14 protein-coding genes are annotated in these 11,912 nt (G+C 55.6%); 4 read left to right on the forward strand and 10 right to left on the reverse strand.

Annotated features, from left to right (window positions below; translation table 11 throughout):
- Positions 1-127: 127 nt before the first annotated feature.
- Positions 128-1,582, forward strand: coding sequence for a cation:proton antiporter (locus O77CONTIG1_RS08445; protein WP_068509738.1), 1,455 nt, complete (start codon positions 128-130; stop codon positions 1,580-1,582).
- Between the two features lie 96 nt (positions 1,583-1,678).
- Positions 1,679-2,134, forward strand: a complete 456-nt coding sequence (locus tag O77CONTIG1_RS08450) for a hypothetical protein (RefSeq protein WP_156435052.1) — start codon at positions 1,679-1,681, stop codon at positions 2,132-2,134.
- 11 nt (positions 2,135-2,145) lie between these two features.
- On the opposite strand, the gene O77CONTIG1_RS08455 is transcribed toward O77CONTIG1_RS08450, so the two are convergent.
- The 7 genes from O77CONTIG1_RS08455 to O77CONTIG1_RS08485 all read right to left on the reverse strand — a co-directional run bounded on the left by O77CONTIG1_RS08455 (position 2,146) and on the right by O77CONTIG1_RS08485 (position 8,022).
- On the reverse strand, positions 2,146-3,210 hold the full coding sequence (locus tag O77CONTIG1_RS08455) for an ABC transporter ATP-binding protein (protein WP_068509742.1): 1,065 nt from the start codon (positions 3,208-3,210) through the stop codon (positions 2,146-2,148).
- A gap of 103 nt (positions 3,211-3,313) precedes the next feature.
- Positions 3,314-3,766 carry a nuclease gene (locus O77CONTIG1_RS08460; protein ID WP_172799651.1) on the reverse strand — a complete coding sequence of 151 codons (453 nt, stop codon included), beginning with the start codon at positions 3,764-3,766 and terminating at the stop codon, positions 3,314-3,316.
- On the reverse strand, positions 3,763-4,047 hold the full coding sequence (locus O77CONTIG1_RS08465; protein ID WP_068509744.1) for a hypothetical protein: 285 nt from the start codon (positions 4,045-4,047) through the stop codon (positions 3,763-3,765). Before O77CONTIG1_RS08465 ends, O77CONTIG1_RS08460 begins: the two co-directional genes overlap by 4 nt.
- A gap of 80 nt (positions 4,048-4,127) precedes the next feature.
- Complete coding sequence (locus O77CONTIG1_RS08470) at positions 4,128-4,997, reverse strand: carbohydrate ABC transporter permease (protein ID WP_068509745.1); 870 nt, start codon at positions 4,995-4,997, stop codon at positions 4,128-4,130.
- Positions 4,994-5,902, reverse strand: coding sequence for a carbohydrate ABC transporter permease (locus O77CONTIG1_RS08475; RefSeq protein WP_068509746.1), 909 nt, complete (start codon positions 5,900-5,902; stop codon positions 4,994-4,996). Before O77CONTIG1_RS08475 ends, O77CONTIG1_RS08470 begins: the two co-directional genes overlap by 4 nt.
- A 107-nt stretch (positions 5,903-6,009) precedes the next feature.
- Complete coding sequence (locus tag O77CONTIG1_RS08480) at positions 6,010-7,323, reverse strand: ABC transporter substrate-binding protein (protein ID WP_286132622.1); 1,314 nt, start codon at positions 7,321-7,323, stop codon at positions 6,010-6,012.
- Between the two features lie 432 nt (positions 7,324-7,755).
- The gene (locus O77CONTIG1_RS08485) at positions 7,756-8,022 is read right to left on the reverse strand and encodes a DUF2584 family protein (protein ID WP_068509749.1); all 267 of its coding nucleotides are present in this window, start codon (positions 8,020-8,022) and stop codon (positions 7,756-7,758) included.
- Positions 8,023-8,443: 421 nt separating this feature from the next.
- Between O77CONTIG1_RS08485 and O77CONTIG1_RS08490 the strand changes: the two genes are divergently transcribed.
- Entirely contained in the window at positions 8,444-8,698 is a 255-nt protein-coding gene (locus tag O77CONTIG1_RS08490) for a hypothetical protein (RefSeq protein ID WP_068509751.1), read from the forward strand.
- A gap of 109 nt (positions 8,699-8,807) precedes the next feature.
- Here O77CONTIG1_RS08490 and O77CONTIG1_RS08495 read toward each other — a convergent pair whose 3' ends face one another.
- Together O77CONTIG1_RS08495 and O77CONTIG1_RS08500 are read right to left on the reverse strand one after the other, a co-directional pair.
- On the reverse strand, positions 8,808-9,146 hold the full coding sequence (locus O77CONTIG1_RS08495; RefSeq protein WP_068516257.1) for a hypothetical protein: 339 nt from the start codon (positions 9,144-9,146) through the stop codon (positions 8,808-8,810).
- A complete protein-coding gene (locus O77CONTIG1_RS08500) occupies positions 9,146-10,201 on the reverse strand; it encodes a D-Ala-D-Ala carboxypeptidase family metallohydrolase (protein ID WP_068509754.1) in 1,056 nt (351 codons plus the stop codon). The genes O77CONTIG1_RS08495 and O77CONTIG1_RS08500 overlap by 1 nt, the downstream gene beginning before the upstream one ends.
- 402 nt (positions 10,202-10,603) lie before the next feature.
- Between O77CONTIG1_RS08500 and O77CONTIG1_RS08505 the strand changes: the two genes are divergently transcribed.
- A complete protein-coding gene (locus tag O77CONTIG1_RS08505; protein WP_068516260.1) occupies positions 10,604-11,515 on the forward strand; it encodes a cation diffusion facilitator family transporter in 912 nt (303 codons plus the stop codon).
- A gap of 110 nt (positions 11,516-11,625) precedes the next feature.
- On the opposite strand, the gene secG is transcribed toward O77CONTIG1_RS08505, so the two are convergent.
- Positions 11,626-11,856 carry a preprotein translocase subunit SecG gene (secG, locus tag O77CONTIG1_RS08510; protein WP_068509756.1) on the reverse strand — a complete coding sequence of 77 codons (231 nt, stop codon included), beginning with the start codon at positions 11,854-11,856 and terminating at the stop codon, positions 11,626-11,628.
- Positions 11,857-11,912 lie beyond the last annotated feature (56 nt).

Raw genomic sequence — 11,912 nt, forward strand, 5'->3', positions numbered from 1 at the left:
TTTATCGAAGCTTGTGAGGCTCTAGGATTCGTAATTGTCTGGAGATCTTGAAGAAAGTCGGCGGGCGATCGCTGTTTTACGCAGGAACACTCACGGTAAAGTAAACAGGACGAGTCGTGTCAAATGAATGCTGAGTCCGGCTAGTTTATTCCATTCGTTCGATTTAGACATTTCCGACCTGTGGCTGAATTCCATCGCCCCTAATGCTTTTTCGCTGCTTGCTGAGTCTGGTTCCGCAGAAGAAGCGACGTTCGTTCTAGGCGGTGTTTTGCTCAGCCTGATTGTGGTCTACCTGGCGGCCAAAGCAGGCGGCGAACTCTGCGTCCGCGTGGGGTTGCCCCCTGTGCTGGGCGAACTGATTGGCGGCGTGGTTGTGGGGGTGTCTGCCCTCCACCTGCTGGTGTTTCCCGAAAGCGGCTTCCAGGAGTCTGGCTCACTGGTTATGCGCCTGATGGAAGCGACGAGCGGTGTCAGCCCAGAATCCGCTGGCGGCATTTTCCAGGCAGAGAGTGAGGTCATCTCCGTGCTGGCAGAGGTAGGAGTCATTATCCTGCTGTTTGAAATTGGGCTAGAGTCCGATTTGAAGGAACTCATCCGCGTCGGTCCCCAGGCAGCAGTTGTCGCTGTGATTGGGGTCGTGGTTCCCTTTGCAGCAGGCACCGCCGGACTCATGCTGCTGTTTGGGGTGCCGACGGTGCCCGCCATTTTTGCCGGAGCCGCGCTAACCGCAACCAGCATTGGCATCACTGCTAAAGTGCTGGCAGAAATCCAAAAGCTCAGTTCGCCCGAAGGGCAAATCATCATCGGCGCAGCCGTGCTAGACGACGTGCTGGGCATTATTGTGCTGGCGGTGGTGGCCAGCCTGGCCAAAACGGGCGAAGTGCAGATTGGCAATGTCATCTATTTGGTGGTCAGCGCAGCCGTATTTCTGGTCGGCTCTATCTTTTTGGGGCGGTTGCTCAGCCCCTTCTTTGTAGCGCTGGTCGATCGGCTGAAAACGCGGGGGCAGTTGCTGATTGCCTCGCTGATTTTTGCCTTTGGACTGGCCTACATCGGCGCGGCAATCCAGCTTGAGGGCATTTTGGGCGCGTTTGCGGCGGGGCTGATTCTGGCGGAAACCGAAAAGCGAGAGGAATTGGAAGAGCAGATTATTCCGATCGCCGATATGCTGGTGCCCATTTTCTTTGTGGTAGTCGGTGCGCGAACCGATGTCAGCGTGCTGAACCCGTTTAACCCTGAAAACCGTGAAGGGCTGATTATCGCGATTTTCTTGCTGGTGGTGGCGTTTTTGGGCAAGCTGGTGACGGGGTTGGGCGTGTTTGGCAAGCCGGGGATTAACCGACTGGCGATCGGCGTGGGCATGGTGCCTCGCGGCGAGGTGGGTCTGGTGTTTGTGGGCGTGGGTTCCGCAACGGGCGTGCTGTCGAAGTCGCTGGAAGCCGCCATTATCGTAATGGTGATCGGCACAACCTTTATTGCGCCCGCTCTGCTGCGGATTGTCTTTAAGGAGCCAGACTCGCCTTCTGAAGGGACGGCGATCGCCCCAGAGAGTGCAGAAGCGGGCGCAGTTTCAGCCGAATAACCCTATTTTTAGATAACGAAAATTTTCCGGTTTCTCTGACGTTGAGGAACCGGATTTTTCGTATGATCGTCGTTTAAAATATTGCCTGAAAAAACGATGAAGCAACAAAGACCGTTGGCGGTGCTCCTGTCTTTCGTGCTGACGGGATGCGGTTTTGCAGGTGAGGTGGTTCCCGAAGTCGCACCGACCGTAGGCGAGTTTTCCCTAGAAGAGAACAACCTCTACGGCTGCGGCATGGTGCTGTGGAAGCCAGACCGCACTGCACAGGGGCAGTACGTGTTTTTCAACGGCATTGAGGACGGCTCGATGCGAATGCTGATTGACGACGAACTGGTGGAATTTAGCCGGGTAGACGGCAGCGGACAAGATTTCTACGGACAACAAACGACGCAAACCTTTCGCAGCGCCGACGGAATGATCACGGCATCCGTGACGGTGACGCTGGGCGAAAAGGGCGAAATCGAAAGCGTGGCGATCGCCAACGGCACAATTCGGGTTGAGCGGGATGGGGCGACGGTCGAGGTTCCGGTCGTGGGCGATGCCGGGTGTTAGATAGGCGAGATTTAGAGGCGATCGCCCCTCTCCGCATCAAACCAGTGCAAATGCTCCGGCGGTAAGGACAACGCAATTTCTTCTGAACTCCACGCCGCATCGATTGGCAGCAGGGCGCGTAGCGTGCGATCGTTTGCGCCGGGAATGCGGACGCTGACGAGATTGTTCATGCCCAGGTGTTCGGTGAGGAACACGCTGCCGTTGATTAGAATGCGATCGCCCGTTCGAGCGAGGCGAACCTGTTCTGGACGAATGCCGAGGGTGACGGCAGAAAGAGACTTAAGGCGATCGGGCAAGGGAATTTTGGCATCGTTGAGCAGGGCAAACCCGTTTTCGCAGGTCAGGTCAAACAGGTTCATTTGGGGACTGCCGACGAAGCCTGCCACAAAGCGATTGGCAGGATGGCTGTAGATTTCCGCAGGCGGCGCAAGCTGCTGAAGTTCGCCATTATTCAAAACCGCCACTTTCGTTGAAAGGGTCATGGCTTCGGTCTGGTCGTGGGTGACGTAGACGACCGGAGCCTGCTGCGCCGCAAAAAGCTGCTTCAAGTCTGCCCGCACCTGCTCTCGCAGCAGCGCATCCAGGTTGCTGAGCGGCTCATCCAGCAAAAACACCTCCGGCTGCCGCACCAGCGCCCGACCCAGGGCAACCCGCTGCCGCTGCCCGCCCGAAAGCTGTCCTGGCTTGCGGTCTAGCAAGTTGCCCAGCCCCAGCACCTCGGACGCAGACGCGACCCGCTGCCGAATTTCTTCCGGTGGAACTCGTCGCAGCTTTAGCCCCGACGCGATGTTGTCAAACACCGACAGGTGCGGATAGAGCGCGTAGCTCTGGAACACCATCGCGATGTTGCGATCGCCCGGTGGGATGTTGGTAACGGGGCGATCGCCAATCACCACCTCGCCCCGCGTCGGCTGCTCCAGCCCCGCAATCATCCGCAAAATCGTAGACTTGCCGCAGCCCGACGGCCCCAGCAGCGTCAGAAACTCGCCGTCTCCCACTGCTAGGCTCAAATCTTTCACAGGCACTACGCTGGCGCTGTAGGTCTTGTTGAGGTGTTGCAGTTCGAGTTTAGACATGGGAGTTAGGAGTCAGGTGTCAGGTGCCAGGGGTTAGGGGTTAAATGCTGAAGGTTGCGTTTTGCTGAATAGCGTCAATCCTTTTTCAGGGTTGAGTGAAGGTTTAGCTGGGGGCAATGTTTTGCCACAATTCAGCGGATATGAATCTCGATAGATGACCAATATTTGTTGTTGCTATGACCACCTCTGAGCTAACAACAGTCATTGCTTGAGCGACTAAGATCACGTCGCCATCGATCGTTTTGTCGCCTGCGGTTGGTTGTCCTTGTTGGCGAGCTTGCGCCCAAAGTTGTGCTGCTTGGCGCATTGTAATAGTTGTAATAGGCAAATACTCAAGAAACTTGGCTAAATCATCTAAACGAGCGATTCCTTTGTGTTTATTGGCTCGCAATAGTTCGCGTCGAACCTCATAATCTGCAATTTCCGGAATAACAATCTGACTGCCTGATGTGATGTGCAACTGAAGCCATTGAGTACAAGCCGTGCTTTCCGCGGAAAGCTTCGGCTTGGTCACTAAACCCAATGGCCCGGTGTCTAACACAATGACTCGGCTCACCAGGTAATTCCCTTCAATTCAGGTGGAAACAGTCTGCGATCGGATAATCGATCATTGTCCAACATTTCAACCAAATATTGCCCTGTTTCCTGCTGCTCTTCCGAATCCTCGTCATCGATCCAAGACTGGAGCAATTGAACGGCCTCGGCTTGCCGCTGCTTCAACAAAATGGATTTCGTTAAAAGCTGTAATACCAATGCCTCAATTGAAAGCCCTTTTTGACTGGCTTCTTGTAAAAGGTATTGCTCTAATTCTGGTGATAGATTAAGAGTTAACGTCATGAGTCTAATGGCGACATATTTTACATTTTAATTGCTGGGAATTCGTTGTCTTGTTCTTGTCTCTAAAACAATTGTCTTGACTAGCCTTTGACTGCGCCGGAGGTGAGGCCCTGGACGATGCGGCGCTGGAACAGGAGGACTAGCACGACCAGCGGCAGGGTGCCGACGACGGTAGCGGCGGCGAGGGGGCCGTAGGGCACTTCAAAGATGCTGGTGCCGCCGATTTGGGCGGCGGCGACGGGGACGGTTTTCATCGACTCGCGGGTGATGAAGGTGAGGGCAAAGATGAACTCGTTCCAGGCGAAGATGAATGCCAGAATGCCCGTGGTGAAGAGGGCGGGAGCGGTGAGCGGCACGAGAATTTGGGTGAGCATTTGCCCTGTATTGTAGCCATCGACCTTGGCGGAGTCTTCTAGGTCGCGGGGAAGCTGCTGAAAGAAGCTCCGCATCACCAAAATCGTCAGGGGCAGGTTGATCGCAGTGTAGGGAATGATCAGCGCCAGGTAGTTGTTGCCCAGTCCGGCGGCCCGCACTAGCTCCAGCAGCCCCAAAAACAGCAGGATGTAGGGAAACAGCGTGACGATCAGGATTAGCGACAGCAGCACATTTTCGCCAGGGAGCTTCAGCCGGGCCAGGGCGTAGGCGGCGGGTGTGCCGATCGCCAAACACAGCACCGTGGAAATCACCGCGATGAAAAGGCTATTCAGCATGTAGGTGAGGAAGGGGCGGCGGCTGAACAGTTCCGCGTAATGCTGGAGCGTGAAACGGGTGGGAAAGTAGACATTTGGGACGGCAGAGATGTCGGCGTTGGTCTTGATCGAAGTCAGCACCTGCCACAAAATCGGCGCGAGGCTGAGGACGACGACGAGGGCGATCGTCCCCACCGTTCCCACCTGTCGCCACGAAATGCGATCGCGCTGAGGGTTAGTCGAAATCGGCTGAGTCGTCATCGCGTTTCTCCAGAGGCACTGCGGGCTTTGGACAGAAGGATAGTGGCGATCGCCACCACCGCCACCAGCAGCAAAAACGTCACCACCACCAGCGCCGCGCCATAGCCAAAGTCCAAATAGCGCATCACCGTGGCGTAGATATAGACGGACACGGTTTCCGTTGCGCCCGCCGGGCCGCCGCCCGTCATCACCTGCACCAGGTCAAAAATGCCAAACGCCTGAGCAAACCGAAACAGCGACGCAATCACAATCTGCGGCATCAGCAGCGGCAGCGTAATCTGGCGGAAGCTTTGCCAGCGGGTGGCTCCGTCCATGGCGTGCGCTTCATATAGGTCTTGCGGGATGGATTGCAACCCCGCCAGCAGCAAAATCGCCACAAAGGAAGTCGTCTTCCACACGTCCGCCGCGATCAGCGCCAGCATGGCCAGCGTCGGGTCGCCTAGCCAGTTCACGCCCGATTGCAAAATGCCCAGCCGCATCAGGATGTCATTCCACACGCCGTATTGGTCGTTGAAAATCCACACCCAGCCCAGCGCAATCAGCGCCGTTGGCAAGGCCCAGGGCAAAACGGCGATCGTCCGCACCCAGCCCCGCCCGCGAAACGCCTGATTGAGTACCAGCGCCATGCCCATGCCCAAAATTAGCTCCAGCGCCAGCGAAGACAGCGTGAACACCGTCGTATTGCCCAGGCTTTGCCAGAAGCGCCCGTCGGTTGTCATCCGCCCCAGGTTCTCGAAGCCCGAAAACACGGGCTGAAGCTCCGTCCCCAAATTCTGGGTAAACAGCCCCAGCCAAAACGCCCGCAGAATCGGATAGGCATACACCACCGCCAGCAGCAGCAGCGCCGGAGCGACTAGCAGCCAGCCCGTGCAGCGATCGCGTTGTTGGAGAGTTTGGGGAGACATAGGGAGATGGTGGGATGAGGAGTGGGGGTGATGAGGAGTGGGGGTGATGAGGAGTGGGGAGAGCGGGTCTCATCATCCCCTCATCTCATTATCCCCTCATCTCTCCGTCACCTCCCTAACAACCGCCGCGTCTCCACCGCCGCCGCCTGCATTGCCGCTTCGGGCGAGCTGCGGCCGGTGATGGCGGCGCTGAGGTAGCGCTGGAGGATGTCGGAGGCTTGGGCATATTGGCCGATAGGGGGACGCAGCACGGTGGCATCGAGGACAGGCAGTAGGGCGGGATAATGGCTGAATTTTTCGACGATGGCGGGGTCGGTGAAGAGCGATCGCCTTGTGGGGACGTAGCTGCTTTCGAGGATGAACTGGCGCTGGGCGTCGATGCTGGTGAAAAACTCGATGACGCGCCACGCTTCGTCGGGGTGGCGGCTGGTCTGGGAAATGCCAAAGCCCCAGCCGCCCTGGCACGCGCCGCTGTTGTAGCCGGGGGCGTGAACCATCGGCTTGATGCCAAACTTGCCGCGAATGACGGAATCTTCGGTATTGCTGAGGGCCCAGGCGTAGGGCCAGCTTCGCATGAAGACCGTGTTGCCGCTCTGGAACAGGCGCAGGGCTTCGTTTTCTTGGTAAGTTGTCACGCCGGGGGGCGAAATGCCCTCATCGATGGTGCGCTTGAGGAATTCCGCAGCGGCGATCGCCCCTGGGGAATCCAGCCCCACTTCTCGCGTCTCCGGATTCACCCAAAACGCGCCGAAGCCTTCCAGAATTTCCACAAACATCGCAGCCAGCCCTTCATACTGCCGCCCCTGCCAGACGTAGCCCCAGTCCGCCAATCCGGACTGCTTGGCGGCGCGGGAAATCTCCAGTAGCTCATCGAATGTGTCTGGTGGCTGTGCGCCAAGCTGCTCCAGAATGTCCGTGCGATAGTAGAGCATTCCAGCGTCGGAGCGCAGGGGAATGCGGTATAGCCCGTCGCGATAGCGGCCGCCGTCTATGTCGGTGGTCAGAAAATCACTCAGGTCGCTTTGGGCAGCGCGATCGCTCAAGTCCATTAGCCAGCCCGCCGCTGCAAACTTCGGCACCCAGACGATATCCATGTACACCAGGTCGTAGGGCGAGTCGCCCAGCAAAAACGACGAAGTGTAGAGGTCTTCGACCAGATTAGTGGCGTTGGGGCCTTCGATCACATCCAGCTTGATGTCGGGATTTTGCGCCTCGAATTCTTGAATAAGCGAGGCCCACTGCGTGCCCTCTAGCGCCTGAATCAGCACCGAAACATGGGTCGGCTGCTGCGTCAGCCCCATTCGTCCAACTGCCAGAAGGCTGATACAGAGCGCGATCGCCAGCCCGACCCAGCGCCAGTTTAGCCGTCTTCTGCCAGACCCCAGGGGCGATCGCCAAAACCCATTCATTCCATCGCGCACCGCTCAAAATCCCCAATCACAACAGCGCCGCCCGGTGAAGAGAAAACTCCAGGCCGCATTCATTCCCTTTCAAGAAACCACAGGATTGCGGCGATCGCCCGCCAAAGGCTCAGATTTGAAACGAAACTTAAAGCGATCGCCAGCAAGGGTTCAAAGCGCGATCGCCACTTTTACTAATTTCGATAAAATACTAGTCCCCAATATTAGTCCCAATATTAGCCACAAATACTAGTCCCAAATACAGCGTTTTTGAAGCTAGTGAGGTACGTGGATAGTTAAGAAGCGTTTGCCTCGTCAGGACTGTGTGTGCCTCACCCCGCAAGAAAATGCTGTATTAGCCCCACTCAATCTAGATAGGTCGCATTTCTAGAATCATTCAGTTGGACTTTTCTGACCCCAACTTCAGTTGCACATCGTGCCCTGATCATCCTTCTAAACTTTGGTCAAAAAGGGAGACTCGTATATGCTATCAATCTCGAAATCTATACTGGTAGCTCCGTTTTCCCAAACAAGCTTGTGAACTTTAATGTCTGCATGAGCAAACCAATCCTCATCCACCAAAGGAATGGGAACATCTACTGGAACAATTCTATATCCCTCTTTTTGGGCAGAATATCTCTTTCCCTTCTCAAGTTGAGAAGGATAGCCTTGAGAAGGCTTTAACTTTAGGATGCTATTGACTTCACAGGGCATTCCCATAATTTTTTCTTCAAGCTATTATTTCAGGACTTATGCACCTGCGATAAATTTTCTGGGTTTTGGAGGATTTCTCGCTGGCTGTGTCCGCGAGAAATCCTCCAGATGCGTATGTTCTATGGTTACAGAAAGACTTTGTATTGACCAAGATGCCAGCTAACAGTCGCGTGCAGACTGCTTAAAGATCCTTCGATAATTATCAGGACGCTGCTGGTCAGAGACGGCGTCGAACCGAGACGGGATGCTGGAGGCGGGTGCCAGCGTGTTTTTATCCAAGCCCTATGCCGTAAACGACTTGCTGCAATGCGCCTATGACATCACCCATCCCTGAATAAGCCTTAAGAGGTGGGCGATCGCCTTGAAAATTAGGGATAATTAGGTTAAACATAGGTTAAGAACTCGTTAAGCCCTCAAGGAGGCATTCATGGCTGATTGCTCTAATTTCTTCGCGCCGCGCAGCCGCTACTACGGCCCGGTGAAACCCGAAAACCTGGTGTTCAACGCCAACCTGCAAGAGTTTTCCCACCGAGTCAGCCTGCTGTGCGGTCTGGAAACTAACGGCAAACTCTCTCCTGAAGAAACCTACCAGGAGATTAAAGCGCTCTGGAAGCATCTCAAACAGTCTAAGAAAGCGCTGGGCATTGGGCAGGTTCCGAGTGCTGCCGACGACGATCACTGACTGGGCATTCCAGTCTTTCAAGAGTCCCAAACAACAGTTCAAATGGGGAGTTCAGACCGCTGGACTCCCTTTCTGCTTTCTAGTCTGGAGGCGAGGGATGCGGAACCAATTAATCAACCCCCAAATACTCGTTCACATCCTCTAGCAGGCGCGTCAGTTCTGCTTCGGTCGTTAGCCGGATGCGGTCGTCGCGCACCGTCACCAGCACCTTCGCTGCAAAGGGGCTGGGCCAGATGTTGGGGTTGCAGAAAATTTCTAGAAACACCTCGCCCGTATGCTGATATTCCATCGGCGGTTTCGGGCTGGGACGACCGCCAGTGCCGCTAGACGATACAGCTTTCAGGTTTTCCATCAGCGTGGCGATCGCCCCCTTTAGCGCTTGCGCGGCTGCTGGCGAAAAGCTAAACGACACCGACCCTTCCACCAAATTTAATCTCAGTTGCGTCATCAAAAGCCCCACTTGCGTTTCACGCCTACATCTAGATGCAGAATATGCCGTCGGTTGCCCGCATAGATGCCCAGTCCGCCTGGCCACCAGCCCACCAGCATTTTCGCCAGATCTGCCCCCATATAGCCCTGCACGACAATATCCACCGCCCCCCCGCCGAGGTGCTGGCTGCGCCGCGCTCCGCCTGCTTTGGAGTTGAATGGCTCTGGACGATACCAAGAGGTAATCCGGAAGGGCTTGCCGATTTGCTGGCGGGCTTTTTCAAGCTGCGTCGCCAGTCTTACCATATTCTCTACATGCTCAGCCGTTTGGGGCAGTCGCGTGCAGTTGTGGGTCGCCTCGCCCCAGGTAAAGGAACCATTGGGAATAATCGGCTGGTCAGAATAGACTGTACCCCGATTTCCAACTAGCTTGATCTCCTTGCCAGAGAAGGTTTTGGGTGCGGCTGTCGGAGCCGCCGCAGCGGTCGCCATTGCCACCGCCGGAGCCGCCACCGGAATCGGATACACTACTTTGTCATCAAATTTTACCTGGGCGTGTTGATCAGACACATGCCACAGGCTGATGCCGCGAATGTATTGCTCTGGATTGTTGATGGCAAAGCGAATCTGCCCTTTGAGTGTGCCGCTGGGGTCAGCATAGGCGTAGGAGTGCAGGTCAAAGGTCATGCCTTTAGGGACTTTGAAGATTTCTTCTTCGGTCAGTTCTTCGACGGGCACAGGGCGGCGCTTGATGACTGTATCTTGGGTAATTTCCAAAATCTGCGCGGCGGTTTGCTCCTCGATGGGATACACCACTTCGCCGTCTGCAACCACTTCGGCAAAGCGGTTGTAGATATACCAGGTGTTGAAGCCGCCGAGGTTGCCTTCCTTCAGCGCAAACTTGATGTGTTCATCAAAATCGCCTGCCGAGTCGGCATAGGCATAAGACTGAATCTCATATTCTGCGCCCGCTTCGACTTTGAATTGCTCGTTTGGCGGTAGATGACCCGACGTAAACGGACGACGCTTTAAAACTGCACGGCTGTCGGTGATTTTGATGATTTGCTTCGTCATCGGAAGATCCTTGGGATAGATGCGAGGGGTGAGATGCAAGGGGGCTAGTTGCAACTGGCGAACCGCAAGCGAGACGGGATGTTCTGACAGGATGTTCTGACAGGGAGAGGTCGCTTGCAGGAAATCCAGTGACCCGGTTCAAGGAACAAGAATCATTGCTCTGTGATAGTTAAAAGGCGACTCAGCCAAAAGCCGGACAACCAGAGCCGGAGTTTGCAGTCAGAGTTTTCATCTGGTTGCAAGATTGCCCTGATCATATCAATCAGAAGGCGATCGCCTCCTTGCCAGAGCATTACGTTTCTCAAAGTATTTTGGCTTCCAACGTGCTTTGACCCTCAAAATAGTCCAGGTGTTTCGGTTCTTTTGCTGATTTGCCGCTTTTACTTCTTTGCAATCACCGCCATGACTCGCCCAGACCCTCGCGCCACGGTGCGCCGCGTACTGCTGATTACGCTGGTATTAAATTTGCTGGTGATGGCGCTCAAAGCCACTGTTGGATTTTTGACGGGTTCCCTCAGCCTGCTGGCCGACGCGCTGCACAGCGTTACCGACTCGGCTAACAACGTGCTGGGGCTGGTGGCCAGCCATTTCTCGTCGCCCCATCCCGACCGCGACCATCCCTACGGGCACCAAAAGTTTGAAGCGGTGGGGGCATTGGGGATCAGCGCGTTTTTGGGCATTGCCTGTTTTGAAATCTTGCAGGGAGCCATCACTCGCATTTTGGGCGGCGGCGAACCGTTGACCCTGGAGGGCTGGGAGCTGTGGCTTTTGCTGCTGGTGCTGGGGATCAATATTTTTGTCGCGTTTTACGAACGACAGGTGGGAGAGCGCATTGGCAGCCCCATCCTGCTGGCCGATGCCCGACACACCATGAGTAATGTCTGGGTCACGATTACAGTCATCGCTGGACTGCTGGGCGTGTGGGTGCTGGGGGTGCAGTGGCTGGATGTGGCGCTGGCGTTTCCGGTGGCGCTGCTGGTCTTTTGGAGTGGTTGGCAGGTCTTGAAGGAAAACTTGCCCTGGCTAGTGGATGAAATGGCGATCGCCCCCGAAAAGATTTACGCCATCGTTACCCAGGTTGCGGGTGTGGTCAATTGCCACAGCATTGCCTCACGGGGGGTCGTGGGGCGGCAGGTGTTCATTGAAATGCATCTGGTGGTCAATGCTGGCGACGTGGAAACCGCCCACGATATCACCGAGGCAGTCGAAGCAGCGCTGGAAGACGCTTTTAGCCCCGTGCGAATTACGATTCACGTCGAGCCACAGAGTTATGTATCAAACCACCTGACCTACGATAGGACAGGAGAGGAGTAGAGCGATCGCCCTACTCCTCTAAGCTAGCTATGGATTTTACAAAATCGGTTAAGCACGCGCTGGCGATCGCTACACCAGCCACCTGATGCCAGCTACCTGATGCGGCCACCTTACGCCAGCCACTTTGCACTCAGCACGATTGTCAGCCCGATAAACAAAACCGTCAGCGTCCAGGTGACCCGATTCAGCGTCGTCTCGGCGCTCTTGGTGCTGGTAAACAGTTGTGCCTGTCCGCCCAGCCCACCCAGCCCGTCGCCTTTGGGGCTGTGCAGCAGCACTAGCACAATCAGTCCAACGGCGGAAATCGCCCAGATTGCTTGAACAATAGAAACGAGGGTCATGAGGGGTTAGGGGTTAAGGATTAGGGGTTAGGGCGAATCAATCGGCACGCTAGAAC

The organism is Leptolyngbya sp. O-77, from assembly GCF_001548395.1.
GTDB lineage: Bacteria > Cyanobacteriota > Cyanobacteriia > Elainellales > Elainellaceae > Thermoleptolyngbya.